This is a genomic window from Rhodopirellula halodulae (genome assembly GCF_020966775.1).
GTDB lineage: Bacteria > Planctomycetota > Planctomycetia > Pirellulales > Pirellulaceae > Rhodopirellula > Rhodopirellula halodulae.
The window spans coordinates 116,430-132,403 of record NZ_JAJKFV010000002.1; the positions used below are offsets into that span (position 1 = coordinate 116,430).

The following is a 15,974-nucleotide window of genomic DNA, read 5'->3' on the forward strand; positions in this document are numbered from 1 at the left end:
GTCAGGCGGGTATTTCGGTGCCCGGTTCTGGCAGCAAGTCCCACAGACGCGAATCTTCGAGCGAATCGGCGACCAAGTGCACTCCGGAAAACTCGTGACCACGAGTGTGTTCGTTGGGAACGGCAACCGTCACTGCCCCCGCGGAAACCGCCGCGGCCGCGCCATTGCCACTGTCTTCCAGCACCAACATTTGTTTCGCTGGCATCGCCAATCGCTCCGCGGCCTTCAAATACATCTCCGGGTTTGGCTTCCCATGAGTCACGTCGTCTCCCGTCAGGACGAAGGCGAGCTCATCGGACCAACCGGTTGTCGGCAAGATCATGTCGACAAATTTGCGACGACTGCTGGTGGCTAACCCAAACGGCAAACCGCTTTCGCGAAGGCGATCCACCCAAGCGTCCAATCCAGGCATCGGACGCAGTTCTCCCAGCAACAAATCACCGTACACATCGTCCGATTCGGCCAGCAACGCCACCGGATCATCGTCCAAAGAATGGTGCTCGATCATCTGGCCAATCGCTGACAACCCGACACGGCCCATCATCTTTTGCTGCAGCTCTAATGTGAACGTGTGCCCACGTCGCTCCATCAATACCTGACCAACACGAAAGTAAATGCGTTCGGTGTCAAAGAGCAGTCCGTCCATATCCAGCGCGACGCCGCGAACAAACATGGATGCCTCCATTCAGGTCGGGAAAGGTTTGTTGGATGAATCAAACAGCCGCGACTCAAACGCGACCACCGCGGCAGGCAACAACGTCAAGTTGATGATCGCCGATGCTGCCAAAGTTGCTGCGATCAATGTGCCGAAAGTTGCTGTCGGAATGAATGGGCTAGAGATCAAAATGGCAAAGCCAACCACCAACGCGAGTGTCGCCAGCAAGATCGGCGTAGCAACATCCGTCGCCGCGTGGGCCGCGGCCAGATCCGGACGCATGCCGTGCGACAACCGTCGTTGATAGCCCGCCAAGAAATGAATGGAGCCGTCAATCGACAATCCAATCGACACCGCTCCGATCATTGCCGACCCCAAGTTCAATCCGCCACCCAACCACCCCATCACGGTCAGGACCAACATCACGGGCAAGGAATTGGTCAGCAACGCGGCCATGGCATACCGGACACTTCTCGTTGCAATCGCGATCAACGCCCCCACAAGCAACAGCGAAATGATCAGGGCTTGCCACTGGTCACGCATCAAGCTGTCGACCAATCGCGACATCATCACGGAATACCCGGTCACACTGGCGTCCTCATCAAATTCGTGAACGACCTGCGTGACCTTCGCAATCAAATCCTGTTTGACATCGCCCGGCATGTGTTCTTTGCTACGCAACATGATCCGCAATTCGCGGTCGATCGGGTCGCTTGAAAGTTCACCCGATGGTTCAAACGTCAACAAGGCTTCGGCAAACGTCGGAATCGCCGCACGCATCCCCGCCAAGCGAATTTCAGGCGTCACGATGGCCAACAGAGGACTCATCGCGGCCACCCCATCCGCATCAGCGAGAGATAAAACCTTGGTCAAGCGATGGGTTTCTCCGTCATCGGCGGAGACAACCTGCACCTGTCGCAATTGCGTTTGCAGTTTCCGAACTCGCTCCGCGTACTCCGGAGTGATCACCTCCGGGGCGGGTAAAACAACATCCCAAACGCCCGCTCCACCCAGCTCTCGTTCCACACGTTCGTAGGCCTGGACGATCGGACTGTCATCGCGAAAGTTTTTCAAGAAGCTCGTCTCCGTCGGCAGCCGAGCCGCCAAGAAGGTACTGACGATCAAACCCAACACCGCCAAGCCAGTCAGCCCTTTTCGATGATGCAAACTCTTGCAAACCAACCACATCATGGATTGGTGAAATCGACCATCCAGACTGGCGTCGGCGCTCCCTTCCAACTGCCGCAAAGCCGACTCATCGGATGAGAAACGTCGCCACCCCGGCAATTTCATCATCGCTGCCGTGAACCAAAGCAGCGACAACACGATGCTGATCGCTGCGATACCGGTCATCGCGCCGAACTGTTTCACCGGCTGGACGTCCGACTGCAACAAGGAAGCGAAACCGGCCGCGTCAGTTAAACAGGTCCAAACAATCGGCACCGCCAAAAACGCAATCGCTGCCGAATGATTCTGAGACGCCGTCGTCACCCGATCTTTCATGCGGATCCCCACATGCATGACCGACGCCACGGTGATCACGGCAATGATTGCGATCAAGATGGTCGACACCAATGACATTTCCATTCCCAAGACGACCATCGACGCGCGCGTCGCGACGGTGGACCAGGCGATGGTCAATATCGCCAAGAGCACGACTCGGTAATCGCGAAGCGTCAACAGCATCACCAGACTCAGCAAGCCAATCGTGCCCATCGCCAAGCGGTTTCCGTCTTGCTCGATCAAGTCAAATGCATCGTCCAGCAACACCGGTTCGCCAACCAACACCGGACGTCGTTCCTGTGGCAACTGCTCTGCGAGTGCGCGAAGACCTTCCACTGCCGCTTGCGATTGATCGGTGTCCAACATCGCCACAATCGCGGCCGTTTCCTCATCCGGACTGTGTGTGTATCCAGCAAACATGCCACGAAAGGCGAGAGCGATCGGGTCATCCTGAGACAACATCTTCGATCCAGACGTTGCCCCCGCTTTCGAGTCGCTCGATTCTGATGTCAGAAAGGAAGCCGCATCGGACAAGCTCATCGGCGGTTGTATGTAGTGGAATGCCTCCACCAATTTCGCGATGGACAGGACGCCTCGCACACCCGGCAAAGACTCCGCCTGAGCCGTCCAAGCCTGGCTGCGCCGAACGCCTTCTGCGGTCATCAAATCAGGATCATCGTAGACCAGCATGACGACTAAATTGCCGCCGAATGTGCGTTGCAAATGCTGATACTGCAGCAGCGTTGGATCATCACTGGCGAACATGGAGGCCAGCGAACGATCCATGCCCAAATCACGTTGCTGGATGGTGAGCGGGATCGCCAACAAACACCCGATACCGAACAACCACCAACGCCAAGCGACAAGAAAGTGCGCGAGCCCGTGACGTGGTGACGCGATCAACGTGGACTTCACGATGTCGCCGGATTGCCGGTCGTATCTTGTGATGGATCCTCTGTCTTCTTCGAGTCTTCGTCAGCCCCCAGATGCGGTGGCGGAAAGAAGAACGACTGAATCAACAACATGATGGCTCCCGTCACCAACAACGAATCGGCGATGTTGAAATTGGGCCACTTCCATTCGTCCGAAGCCTGCCACAGAATCCAATCGCGAACACCGCTTTGCCATGCTTCGTGCATGCCCGGTTCCCACCAAAAGCCTAGGCGGTCGTAAAGGTTGCCGATGATTCCACCGGCGATGCAACCAAGTGCAAACGTCAACCAACACGAACGGGCAGCACCGAAATAGAAAAGCCAAACCATGATCGCGATCGCGGCGATCACAGAGATCACGGCGAAGACCAAGCCTTGGCCGGCCCCGAGACCAAAGACCGCGCCGATGTTCACGGCCGTCTCGATGCCAAAGTACCCTTCGATCACCCAATACACGTCACTCATTCCCGGTAAACCACGCCATCGAAAAATGGCTTCCTTGGTCCACAGATCCAATCCTCCACCGATTGCGGCCAAACCGAAGAACAGAGCAAATCGGCTGGCGGGATAGGACGTGGTCGCGGAAGCGGGTTTGACTTCGGATTGGTTTTCGGCGGCGGAGTTCATTCGGGCGAGCCAAACGGGGAAAGCGTTCCGCAGTGGCTGATTCCCACCGCGGGGTGATTCCGCGGGACCCAAGCTGTTTGGAAGTCGCTGGATCAGTTGACCAGAACACGTGAAATCAGATCACTGCTTCGTTCAGCCTGCACGGTAAAGCCAACCGTTGAGAATTCCCAGACGACTATGGAAAGAAGTGCTCAGGAACGCATGAGATTTCCCGAGAGTCATCTCGCGATCGACTCGTATCGTGAATGCGGACTCAGCGGTCGATCACGATCGCTGAGCCCCATTTGGATCACTGGAAATCGGCAACCCAATCTCGTAGTTCCGACTTCGAATGGAACCCGAGCTCGTCGGCCAACACCTCGCCGTTCCGAACCAAGAACATGCGGGGAATGCTTTGGATTCCGAACTGAGCCGCCACGTCGGGAGCCTCATCGACGTCGATCGCGACGACCCGCACGTCTTCCTCCAACGATGCGAGTTCCTTGTCGACTTGGCGACAGGGTCCACACCATGGGGCACCAAATTTCACCAGCACCAACTCCTGCGGTCCCGCGTCCCCAACGGCGGCCTGGATAGCCTCTGCAGGAACGGATGGCGGGGGCAATTGAGGGTCTGATGCGTTGCATCCCAACAGAAAGAGCGACGCCACCCCAATGCAACCTGCAGCGAGCGAGGTCGCGATGAGCGAGGCTGGACTGGAAAAAGCTGTCATGATGAAACTCCGCAAACATTCCACCCGCGATCAGCAATTCGCGGGAGGAAGTGAAACATGCCTTCCGCAACTCGCGGGTGGGCAAAACAGGCTTCCTGCAACGTGCAGGTGAGCGAATTGGACTCCCGCGACACACGGGGAAACCAGCAGGATCAGTGTAACTCTTTTACAACAATGACTGTTCCTACGAATTCCCCGCATCGAATTCTCAAAGCGAAGTTTCTCGCGGTTTCACCCGGCCAGTGAATCAGGAGTGGAAATTGTAGGACTTGTTGTACGGATCAAAATCTGCATCCGTCAGCCCGACGTTCACCTTCAGGTTGAGGTAGTTGTATTCCTCAATGACTTCCCCGCGAGCCCCTTCGGAGGCTGGCCAATCGTAAGCGATGTAACGGATCGGCATGTTCAGCTCATCGTCCATGAACACCTGGGCGGTGTGGAATTCGGCATCTGGGCGACGGGTGGGCTGAGTCAGCTCCAAAACGGTGCAGGCGCGGTCTTTCAGACGGGCGCCTTTACGGAACTCAGCGCGAACGTCCTCGAAGTTCAACGCTTTCTCACCGCGTTCGATCAGCTTGACAATCATGTTCTCGACACCGATTTCCGTCATCGGATATCGCTGGCCACGCATTGCTAGCATTCCGGTTGGTGGAATGGTCACGGTGGGCAAGAAACGACCTTTGAAGCCGCCTTCGTGAGCGACGATATTGCCGTTGTTTTGGTTTTCGACGTAGATCACTTCGCGTCCCTTAACCGAACTCGGTTTCAGGAACATCAGGTAAACGCTGAACGGCTGAACCAAACGTCCGCCCACTTCCTTGTGATTGCGCACCTTGATCGACATGTATTCGTGTTCGCCGACCGTGTCACCGATGCGCTCACGTTTGACCAAAATGGCCGTGTAATCGTTGACCTCGGTCTTCGATCGTGAAAGCGACTGACGCGCCATTTCCAAACCGCGGACCAAATCGGCTTTGGCGGGGCTCATCCCACTGATGGCCGGCGTTGCCTTTTGTGCGGACATCGCTGCGTTGGCGACGCGGTGAACCGGTTTGGTCCACTGCGGATCTTGGCCGAAAAGACGAGATTGAGAGAGTCCACCGGCCAGCAAACCGCCAGCGAGTCCTAAAAATTGACGACGAGGTGTGTTCATCTCAGCTTCCTTGCTGCGTGAGGTCAGGCGAAGAGTTGGGAGGACGCCACTGGATGGACGCCACGTGGGGCTGCATCCAAGTGCATCGACCACGTCCATGCTCAACAACCAATCCTGTGATCGAACCAACTACAACCCGAACAACCCGAGTAACCCTGTTCGGAATCGAATGCTCCCGGCCGAATAGAAACGCCGGGATTTCGTGACGGTAGCAAAGTTTCCCGGCGAGGACCAAGCCAATCCGCACGCCGATCGAAAAAAGAACCGCCCCTTGGCCTTCACTCAACAGGCGGCCCCATCTCAGCGGTCGCCTCTCAGCGATCCTCTTTAAGTCCCCGGATTTTGGCTCCGTGCGACTGAAACGCGGAAAGCTGAACCTCCATCTCAGACAGATCGGATGCAATCCAATCGCCGAAGGCAGCGTCGACCGTTTCGGTATCGAATAACGCCGTGATCCGTCCCCAGTCGAGACACTGGATCTCGTGCCTCGGCGTGCCGGTTTCAGGCGGCACCCATTCGGATGGATTCGGTGTTGGTGATGAAGTTGACATGGCGATTTCCCCAGGACCATTTCAGATGGCTTCACCCAGGAATAGGTTCGGCAAATTTGAGGCCGAATGATCAATTTGGTTTTAAGAAAACCTACGTCAGACAGCGTCCGAGCGCGGCGGAAAACACGCTCAAAACGAGCATTTGGGTTTAATTGACCGACATCTCTTCTACGGAGCTGGACCGTACCAGGTCGCCAAAATTCACCCCGAAACCTGCTTTTTCGTTTTTTTCGCGCCCATTTGCCAAGACGCGGGTGCCACTAACGAAGAACCCACTGATGCGGCATGAAACCGCCCCAAAAAAATCCCGTGATTGGTTTTCCTAGGAGAACACCCGATGTTGAAGAAAATAGTCTTGGCAGGCACCGCCGCCACATTGTTGTCCGGTCTCACCATTGCTACCCCCATTGGCAGCTACGCTCGTTGCGGTTGGTCGCACCTGACCAACTCGGCCAGCGACGCGGTTCCTTTGGAATGGGAACTGAAACGAGCCCGCCAGCTGATCACCGACCTGAAACCCGAAATTCAGCAGAACGCTCGCCGAATCGCTCAGGAAAAAACCGAAGTGGTTCGCCTGCAGCGTGAAGTGAAAGCGACGGAAGAAAAATTGGTCAAAGCCAAATCGGACATCGAACGGTTGAGCAACGACCTCCGCGAAGACAGCGATGTCTACTCCTACGGCGGAGTCACCTACACCTCGGCTCAAGTGAAATCCGACCTGGGCAACCGCTTCAAACGGTTCCAAACTCGTCAGCAAACGTCTGAAAAACTGCGTCAGATGCTGTCTGCCCGCGAAGCATCGCTGGCCGCCGCTTCGCAGCGTATGGACGCGATGCTGGATGCCAAACGCCAACTCGAAGTGGAAGTCGAAAACCTGCAAGCTCGTTTGGGTGCACTGCGTGTCGCTCAGACCAGCACACAATTGCACTTGGACGACAGTGCTTTGTCCGATACCCGCCGCTTGCTCGATGACATCGCCACTCGAATCGATGTGGAAGAAGAGACCATGAAGGTGGACGTCGAATACTTCGGCGAAATCAACTTGGACGAACCTTCGGATGAGAACTTGTTGGACGACATCACGTCCTACATGCAAGAGCTCGAGGGCGTTGACGACCAAGCCTACGTCTCGATTCAGTTGGATGAAGAAAGCAGCGATTCGTCGCTGTGATGAGGGACACACGGGTCTTGTTGGACATGGGGAGCGTTGGGCTCCCCGTTTGACCGTCTGTGTTGAATCTGGCGGAACGTTCTCTTCTCTTTGAAAAGGCATGCGATGAATGCTTTGGCCGATACAATGGAACTTCCCGCCGACCACTCCAATCTTTTGCCTCCTTCTCGTCCGATGAAATTCACCCACGCCCCTAACGATCTGGTCCTGGACCGATACACGATTCGTCGTGGCATCGGCGTGGGCGGATTTGGCGAGGTCTATTTCGCGGTCAGTCAGGCGGGCAAAGAAGTCGCTTTGAAACGCATCCAGCGAAATTTGGAAGTTGAACTGCGAGGCGTTTCCCATTGCTTGAACCTCAAACACCAAAACCTCGTCTCACTGCATGACGTCTGCCGGGATTCGGACGATCAAGCTTGGGTGGTCATGGAATACGTGGCCGGCCCGAACCTGAGAGAGGTTTTGGATGATGCGGCAAAAGCGAACCAAGCTGAAAAACGAAATCGTTTTCGTCCGTCAAAGCGATTGCCTAGCGGGATGTTCGAATCGCAGGTCCGACATTGGTTCGCGGGCGTTTCGGCCGGCGTGGCTCATTTGCACTCCGCTGGCTTGGTCCACCGAGACCTGAAACCGGGCAACCTGTTCGATGACGACGGCATCGTCAAAGTGGGTGACTACGGACTGAGCAAGTTTATCTCTGCCTCCCACCGCAGCGGCCATACGGAAAGCATCGGCACCTTCCATTACATGGCACCGGAAATTGGTCGAGGCCAATACGGTCGCGAAATCGATTTGTATGCATTGGGAGTGATCTTGTTTGAAATGCTCACCGGAGAACTTCCGTTCGATGGTGAAACACCCCAAGAGATCATCGTCAAACACCTGACCGATTCACCCGACCTCAGCCGCGTTCCGGAAGACTACCGCAACGTGATTTCGCGGTGCCTTCAGAAGGACCCGAAGAAACGTCCACGAGATGTTGCGGAAATGCTGTCTTTGGTTTCCATGGACGTTCAACAAACACCGGTCATGGCCGAGGTTGTCCGGGCGAACTCGGACGATCGCCCAGCCACCGATGCAGCGAACGATCTCGAATCCAACGAACAAGCTCCCTTCGCACAGGCAGCCCTCGGTCGCCAGGAAGGCGGAACGGCGATGGTGTTGAACTCACCGGATAGCGAAGAGCCCATCGCTCGCGCGGTTCGGAATACATTCGCCGATGCCAGTGCTTGGTGGCGTGCTTTGGAAACCTCGCCGGGGATCAAACTCGTCTTGGCAATCTCCGCCGTGGCGATTTTGTTGGTCAACACGCACTGGTTGTTGCCGGTGCTTTCGATGGTGGGATTCTTTTACGTTCCGTATTACGTGCTGCGTCATGTTGTGCTGCAGTTGTCGGAACCGCCATCTTACTCGCCATCCAATGACAACCGATCCAACCATTCACAACAACTGACTTCTGCTCCGGCCACTCCCCCCAAACGCAAACCGACGATGTCCAAGGCTCAGGTCCGAGCCTTGCTTCGCGGTGGTTTGGCCGATCGCACTCGCCTATCGCGCGCCGCGGAATGGTCCACGTCGGGAATGACGTCGATGATCGTTGCCGGAGTGCTGCTGCTACTCAGCTCCGTCATCGGCATGCGAAGCACGCCTTTCACTCCTTTGGCTCTCGCACCTTATGTCTGGATGGCTCTGGTGATTTGGCTGGGTGCATTTGGCTTGCTGGGCATCGGCAAATTTTGGGAAAGCACAGAGGGCGAGGGCCTCGTTCGCCGATTGGTGTCGGCGTCTTGGGGAGCATGTCTGGGACTACTGGCATTTGCGTTGGGCCACTTCTTGATGGTCCCGATGGATGAAGGTTTGACCCGAGACATCGATGCAACCGCACTTCCGGTTTCGTTCTACCTCGAAACAGGCGTTCCCAAAGCCGCGGCGATGATGGCTCACTTCGCATTGCTCTTTGGCGTGTTGCGAATGTGGAAGCCGGTCGATCCTTTGCGTCGCGTGCGGCTCAGCCTTTGGGCGGTGACCGTCGCGGTGGTCGGCGAGTGGGTCGTCCATCAAATCGTTCCCGTACCACAGCCCGCTGGGATGCTGATCGCGGGTGGCGTGATCGTGATGACTCAGCTTTCTGCTCCTTGGGTGAAGTCCGATGCAATTGCAACCGTTTGATCGAAGTCGCTATCTGCCGACGTTGGCCGCGTTTCTGCTCGGAACCGCGTGTTCATTGCACGTCACCATCGCCTCCTGTGACGACGCCTCGGCCAAGACTTCGGATGCAACCGAGGTCTCGGAAGCAGACGTCGTCGAGGACGGGACCGCCGAATTGAGCGTTGCCCCGCTGTCACACACGATCTATCCGCCGGAGCGACCAGGATGGATCGATGAAACCAAAGCTCGCGACGGTGACAACGTGCAAATGGTCGTGACCTCCGGTCCGTGCGTTTCCAAAAGCGAAGCCGATGAGATGACCAAGCTTTATGCTCGCGCATCAGTCCAAACTTATGTCGATGAACTCATTGCAAAGCAGCAATCCACCGCTGATCCCGCAATGGTTCCCATCGCCGAAGATTGGATTGAAAATGAATTGATCGTTCGTCGCTACGAAGGCAAGGTGCTGGTCGGCGATGAGACTCAACACGAAAAAGCGGTGCTGTTGCGGATTCAACCGGAACACCAAAAACGCTTTGAAACCGCCATTTCGAACGTTCAATTGCAAGAGCGTTTGGCGGCAACAGGAATCGTGATCTTGGGCGGATTTGGCTGCCTGGTCGGCGGCTCGATCCTGCTCGGTGGATTGGCTTCGCGGCAACGGCAGCAAACAATCGCCAAAGCCTGATTGCACGATAACTTGCTCGCACGAACTTGATCACACGCCAAACCGTTGTGTTTGGTCAGGCGATCAATTTCCGAGCGGACGAAACAGTTCGGTCGAAAACGCTCGCTCCGACTGCATTCGAAATTCCGCCAGGTCCACCACCATCATTTGAGGATCCTCCGCATCGGATTCAGAAGCCGGCGATTGAGGCTGGTTCCCGACCAAATTCGCTTCGATCACGGTGTCCATCGCTGGATCCAAAGATGCGGCTTGCAAAATACTGGCCATCTGCGGCTCGTTTTCCTCGCTCGTTCCCTGATTGGCCCAACCCTCCGCATCGGGTTCCCAAGGCTTTGGCATGATTGGAGTGGCGGCCGTTCGTTGCGACTGCCGACGAAACACATTGCACCCAACCAATCGTGTCTGATGGGGCGGTGAAAAGTTGACGAAGAACGACTGCTGGCGGACACCAAGATCGATCGTCAAATGTGGGCTCCGCCGAAGCACGTCTGAGATCTGACGCGGGCTGAGGTTGCAGTCTTTCAACATCACTCGGTGAAGGGTTTGTGACCTCGCGAGTAAGTTCAAATGACTGTCCGTCAGCGTGCATCCGGCGAGGTTCAGCGTTTCGAGGTTTCCGTTCTCCACCAAACGCTGCAGATCCTCGACCGGGAAGTTGCAGCCGCTGATATCCAGTGAAGCCAACTGCGAAAGCGAACTCACCAAGCGGCTCGCTTCTTCGTTCAAATCGACCCGAGCGATCGACAAACGCCGAAGCGACGGAATCTCCTTCAGCCACCGAAAGGTATTGGTCGAGACACTGGTGTCATCAAAATTGGCAACACGCAGTCGCATCAACTTCGTCCAATGCGACGCTGTTTGATCGTCCACGGCACACCCCGGCAATTCTAATCCGGTCAGGTACCGGTACTTTCCCAGTGCCTGCAATCTCTGGGAAGAAACGTTCGGGTAGGCCAAAACGATGTGGTCCAAATTTCGGAACTTCAGAACCTGATCGATCACCCCGTCGTTGAGCCCAGGTCCGCCGCCACCGAAGTAACGCAAACTACGAAGCCCATCTAATTTGGCCTTCGCCGGCCACGGACTTTCGATCAGCAACTCATCCAGCAACGGCAAATCGACCAGTTCGATCTCATCAATTTCGCCACGAATTTGGATGGCTCCGCGAAGCCGAGGCAGATGCGTCAACTTCAATCGCTCAAGCTCAGTCACTTCGAAATGATCGAGAGCGATGAGATTGCTGTTGTCTGCAATGGCGACTTGATCAAGCCCCGAAAGATCGGCATGCAGCCTCTTTAGCTTTGGCAGGTTCGCCAAACAGTCGTCCAACCATTGCGAAGAGATCTGACACTCGGGAATGTCCAATGCCTCCAAATTGGTCATGGACAGGATCCAGTCCAGTTGCGCTGGGTTGAGATCGGCCTCACGCATTCGCAACCGCCGCAAATACCGCAGTTGAGTCAATCCCTTCAACGCCTCGGAATCAAACCGCACTCCCGATAGGTCAAGCGACGTCAACGTCGGCGTCGCGGCAATCTGATCAAGCCAAGTCGAATCCCCATTCATTGTCGGACTCGCGGCGTGCACCTGTCCCTGGGAATCGTAGTTGTAGACACCGATATGGATGTCTTTGAGTCGATTGACATCTGATAAACGCAACTCTTTCAAATCCGTTGCTTGACACTGAATGGCGCGGATACTGGGAACGTTTTCGAGATCCAGCGTTTCAAACCGCGTCAGCCCCTCAAGCTTGGTGTTGTTTCCATAAAGCAACATCAAATCAATCGGCTCAAGGACTCGATAAAACCGCGGCAAATTCTTGGCGTACAAAGAGTGTTTCTGAGAACGATCGAGATGAATTTCGCGAAGCGACGGCAGATCGACCAAGGACAATGTCAATGTTGCATCGTTGCGGATTCGAATCGAATCCTGAATCAGTAGACGCTCCAAATGAGGCCACTGATAAATATTCAAATGAGCCGCCTCGCCCGGCCTAGGCCTACTGAGGATTAGCGTGCGACACGTTTGCGACCAAGTGGGACGTTGGATTGCTTCCAATGCGAAAAGGTTGCCTTGCAAATCGACATGCTGCAGATGCTTCATGCCACCAAGATGTGCAATCATCTCGGAATCCAACCGGCATCGATGAATCCCCAAGCAGATCAAACGCTCGCATTTCGCGATTTCTTGGCAAACTTCCGCAGACACGGGAGTCCGATTCAGAGCGAGACTGGTCAGTTCAGAAGTGCGTGAGAGTGGCTCCAGCAACTCGGCATCCAATTCGCCATCCGCGATCAACACGGATCGAAGCGTGGGCACTTGCAACAATTGCTGCATTGCCAACCGATCAGGTGAGTAGAGCTCAACCGATCGCAAACGCAGGAAATAAGGGTGCAACTTTTCGGGAATGCGTTTTTGAAACAACTGAGGTGCTTCAAAGGTGAAGTGATAACCACCACGTGCACCGAGACGCTTGACCGATTGATATTGCTGGCGAGCGATCAGGCTGGATCCAAAGACACAAAATGCCGGGACAAGGAAACTTGCCGAAGCCGCGGCGATGTCAAACCGACGTTGCGTCCGCTCGGGCGTGACGGATTTCGCGATTTGCTTTCCTCGCCAGCACCACAACATGAAGGCCAAGACCACCAGGAGCACTGCGACGAAGCTATCTGCGATCAATGCCCCCCAAGACCAAAAGCGGGTCGAATTTTCATTCAAAAGCTGCAACTTGGGAGCATCGTGGAAAGACACTCGCGTTGCATGCTGCGAGTCTCCACCATCGATGACGATCTGGTAACGCCACGGCCAACCCGCCCGAGTGATTTGGTCGGTGTGAATCGTCGGAACTCGCTGAATCAGCGTGAAGGGCTCGCCCACCCAACGTTCGCTAATTTGCGCATAACGCCACGGAGCATTGAATAGAACCATCAAACCAGCAACCAAAATGGCGATGGCATAGGCCGTTTGACGAGTGCGACGACGGTACTGCGAAACTGAATCCGACATTCATTCCCCCGTGCGAGTGAACTCACCACAGAGGGGTCCCAAAGAGGCTCTGCAGTCGAAGTGTCGTCAGTTTAACAGACTCACCGACGGCAACACTGTCTGATTTTTGCAACTTCAGCGACCGCTATCGCGGGACAAGGTCACCAGAGCCCGCATTCCTGTAGCTGTTGCGTCGCTTTCCCCGCCCAATCCTTGTTGGCCGCCGGGGACGCCGGACTGGGGTGCAGGATCCGGTGTATTCGAAAGGCGGATTCTTCTGTCTGCCGCCGCACAGCTTTCTTCCGGCTTGTTTTCTGAACGTCGCTTTCTCCCATCGATTGAACGCATCGAATGAGACACTTCTCGGCAAATGCTCCGACTCCGATCAGGTCCGTCCAAGACGCCGCTTGCAGCACTCGAACCAGATGAGCATCGCAGACCGCCTCCAACGCCTTCTTTTCGCTGGCCGGCAACTTATCCGGCGTCCGGTTTTTGCCACTTTCTTCCATGAAAACCAGCGGACAATAATTCGCGATGAAATGTTCTTTGAAGAAGTCTTTTGCCTTCGGATAGCGTTCGGACATCAGACCCCACAGTCGACGCCCGCTGACTTCACTGCGTTCACACGCCAACCCTTCGATGGGACGCTTTGGGTGTTCGGAAGAAGGCGAATCGACTTCCCCCTGAATTCCCATCCAATTTGCAACCGCATCGATCTCACCGAATGGAACGCCCGTTTGCGCCATCCCCCACGGGCCTGGGTTCATTCCCAAGAAAAGCACGCGCACTTTCGGACCAACTTGACCAACATACTTTTCATGTAAACCCCATGCGTACTGCAACGGGTTGTAGACGTGCGTGACCGGCTCGTCAAACACCAGTGAGTCGACGGAATCTCGAAGTTCCTCCGCGGCCTTCAACAGGTCGGCTTGGATCCGCTTGGATCCGGACGACGTCTTGGAGACACGTTTCGCAGTGGGCATGGCGTTCGTCGTTGGAAGCGTTCAGGGCTTGGGATGGTGAGCCGGAACGGTCGTCCCAGCTGTCTGGTTCAGGATCATGATCTTTTGCCAGATCTTTCGAGACAGACCGGTCGAGAGCTGTTCGATTTCACTCACCGCCGCGATGGAGTCAGGGTCGTCAAAAGTCTTGACATAGAGAGCCGCGATTTTTCCAGTCAGCGACAACATTTCGCTGCAGTAGTCGAGATAGCGATTGAGTTCAAACGCCGACATTTTTTGTCGCGGTGAGTTGTCAGTACCTCGGAAGTTGGAAAGCAGACGTTCCGGGTCTTTCGTCAATTGGTGCATGTCGATGATGTGACACATCGATCGCAGCTCGTGAATTGCAGTCAAAGCACGCCGTCGTTTCAAACGAGTCTCTAGCGAGATCAAGAAGTAGATTCCCGCGCACAGCAACAACATGACTTGACTAGCCGAATCAGCGGTGGCAATCAGGTTGGTAACCTTCATGTCGTCTTGCGTCAGGTCCGTCGTGGACGATTGGGCCACGGAAAACGCCAACACCACCACCGACCCAATCAGTCCAGCGAGCAACAGATAGCTGGCCACCCGAATACGCCGAATGGGGCGGCCCATCTCTTGAGAACGCTGGGACGCCTGACGGGCGACTTCGAGCAACTCACCACACAAACGCTGCAGCCCTGAATCGGGAAAACGTTCGCTGATCCGTCGCTGCAACGTGGCAACGGTCTCAACGATGTGCACATCGTGCAGGGCGAGTTCAGGAGGCGGTGTCGTTCTTTCCATGGTCGATCCATTCATGGCCAGTCAAACCGACAGATACTCTTCGATTGCATCCCGCAACACATCCACTCGGACTTCCTTCCCGAGCCACATCGGGACGACTTTGGCGAGGCATGCGGCATGAATGTCCCAGCGTGTGATGCAGTTGCTGCCGACATCCATTTTGCAACGTTCCCACTCGCTCATGTCGTTTGCCGACCAGTCTTCGCTCAGATCCACCAACACGGTTCCCGGCGGTGTGGACGATTCGTGAAAAGCCTGGATTGCGTCCGCCGCATTGCCGTCCAACACCAACCAAATGTTCGCGTGGGTTGTCCTGGTGATCTCCTCCGGGCGATTCACGAACACAAATCGCTCGCGAATCATGCCTTCATCGGTCAATTCGGGATCCGTTGATTCCGAATCGCTTTCTTGAGAACCAGCGACCTGAGTGGCAACCGGTACCGAAAAGGGCCACGATTTTACTTCGGCCAAAGAGTGAGCCAAACGCCGGCTTTGAGTCGAATCCTCGCCGACCAGCATCACCTGCTGCACATGAAATCCTCCGAGAGCGAGTTGCTGTGCAACCATGTCGCCCCAGACGTCTTGCCGGATTGCAATTGGCAACCAGGGTGAGCTTAAAACCTCGATCTCCTTGGCTGAATCCTGCCTGCTCCGGCGCTGCAACGCGTCGCAGGCAAACGATTTGCTTTCTTCTTCCGACGCCAAGGAACGTACGATGGATGCTTTGCAATTCGCGTCAATCCACGCCCCTCGAAACCCCATGGCATCCATTCCAGCCAGAGCAATCGGCATCTGCTGTTCGTCGAGGTCGAACGAAAGCACTCGGCAATCCAGATTGGCTTGGTCAAAGGCACTTTCCAAAGCGAACTGTGTCGGGTTGCCGGCAACCGGATGTCCAACCACTGCGATCACAGGCTCGATCTTGTCGTCCATGGAGAGGGGTGCCGTGATGCGAAAGTGCGAAAAGAGCAGTGATGCGGATGGAATCGAGGCACAAACATTCTCTGAACGCGCTCAACAATTCACTTCCAGGTAGTTTACCGCGATCTCTTCGATTGCACGACCTTGCTACCTTGG

13 protein-coding genes are annotated in these 15,974 nt (G+C 55.5%); 3 read left to right on the top strand and 10 right to left on the bottom strand.

Annotated elements, in window-relative coordinates; genetic code table 11:
* Position 1: 1 nt before the first annotated feature.
* The 6 genes from LOC70_RS01080 to LOC70_RS01105 form a co-directional block, all read right to left on the bottom strand.
* Positions 2-673, bottom strand: a complete 672-nt coding sequence (locus tag LOC70_RS01080) for an HAD family hydrolase (protein ID WP_230251413.1) — start codon at positions 671-673, stop codon at positions 2-4.
* Between the two features lie 12 nt (positions 674-685).
* A complete protein-coding gene (locus tag LOC70_RS01085) occupies positions 686-3,073 on the bottom strand; it encodes an efflux RND transporter permease subunit (RefSeq protein ID WP_230251414.1) in 2,388 nt (795 codons plus the stop codon).
* The gene (locus tag LOC70_RS01090) at positions 3,070-3,717 is read right to left on the bottom strand and encodes a signal peptidase II (protein WP_230251415.1); all 648 of its coding nucleotides are present in this window, start codon (positions 3,715-3,717) and stop codon (positions 3,070-3,072) included. Before LOC70_RS01090 ends, LOC70_RS01085 begins: the two co-directional genes overlap by 4 nt.
* Positions 3,718-4,006: 289 nt before the next feature.
* Positions 4,007-4,429, bottom strand: a complete 423-nt coding sequence (locus tag LOC70_RS01095) for a thioredoxin family protein (protein ID WP_230251416.1) — start codon at positions 4,427-4,429, stop codon at positions 4,007-4,009.
* Between the two features lie 247 nt (positions 4,430-4,676).
* Positions 4,677-5,582: a DUF1571 domain-containing protein gene (locus tag LOC70_RS01100; RefSeq protein ID WP_230251417.1), complete on the bottom strand. Its 906-nt coding sequence runs from the start codon at positions 5,580-5,582 to the stop codon at positions 4,677-4,679.
* A gap of 314 nt (positions 5,583-5,896) precedes the next feature.
* Positions 5,897-6,133, bottom strand: coding sequence for a hypothetical protein (locus LOC70_RS01105; protein WP_230251418.1), 237 nt, complete (start codon positions 6,131-6,133; stop codon positions 5,897-5,899).
* A 337-nt stretch (positions 6,134-6,470) separates the two neighbouring features.
* Between LOC70_RS01105 and LOC70_RS01110 the strand changes: the two genes are divergently transcribed.
* The 3 genes from LOC70_RS01110 to LOC70_RS01120 all read left to right on the top strand — a co-directional run bounded on the left by LOC70_RS01110 (position 6,471) and on the right by LOC70_RS01120 (position 10,140).
* Positions 6,471-7,304, top strand: a complete 834-nt coding sequence (locus LOC70_RS01110; protein WP_230251419.1) for a hypothetical protein — start codon at positions 6,471-6,473, stop codon at positions 7,302-7,304.
* A gap of 126 nt (positions 7,305-7,430) precedes the next feature.
* The gene (locus LOC70_RS01115; RefSeq protein ID WP_230251881.1) at positions 7,431-9,473 is read left to right on the top strand and encodes a serine/threonine-protein kinase; all 2,043 of its coding nucleotides are present in this window, start codon (positions 7,431-7,433) and stop codon (positions 9,471-9,473) included.
* Positions 9,454-10,140, top strand: coding sequence for a hypothetical protein (locus tag LOC70_RS01120; RefSeq protein WP_230251420.1), 687 nt, complete (start codon positions 9,454-9,456; stop codon positions 10,138-10,140). The genes LOC70_RS01115 and LOC70_RS01120 overlap by 20 nt, the downstream gene beginning before the upstream one ends.
* Positions 10,141-10,203: 63 nt before the next feature.
* Here the strand turns inward: LOC70_RS01120 and LOC70_RS01125 are convergent, their stop codons facing one another.
* The 4 genes from LOC70_RS01125 to LOC70_RS01140 form a co-directional block, all read right to left on the bottom strand.
* Complete coding sequence (locus LOC70_RS01125; protein WP_230251421.1) at positions 10,204-13,149, bottom strand: protein kinase; 2,946 nt, start codon at positions 13,147-13,149, stop codon at positions 10,204-10,206.
* 140 nt (positions 13,150-13,289) lie between these two features.
* Entirely contained in the window at positions 13,290-14,111 is an 822-nt protein-coding gene (locus LOC70_RS01130) for a uracil-DNA glycosylase family protein (RefSeq protein ID WP_230251422.1), read from the bottom strand.
* 21 nt (positions 14,112-14,132) lie between these two features.
* Positions 14,133-14,897 (bottom strand): hypothetical protein, encoded by a 765-nt coding sequence (locus tag LOC70_RS01135; RefSeq protein ID WP_230251423.1) that lies wholly within the window; start codon positions 14,895-14,897, stop codon positions 14,133-14,135.
* 21 nt (positions 14,898-14,918) lie between these two features.
* Entirely contained in the window at positions 14,919-15,830 is a 912-nt protein-coding gene (locus LOC70_RS01140; RefSeq protein WP_230251424.1) for a shikimate dehydrogenase, read from the bottom strand.
* Positions 15,831-15,974 lie beyond the last annotated feature (144 nt).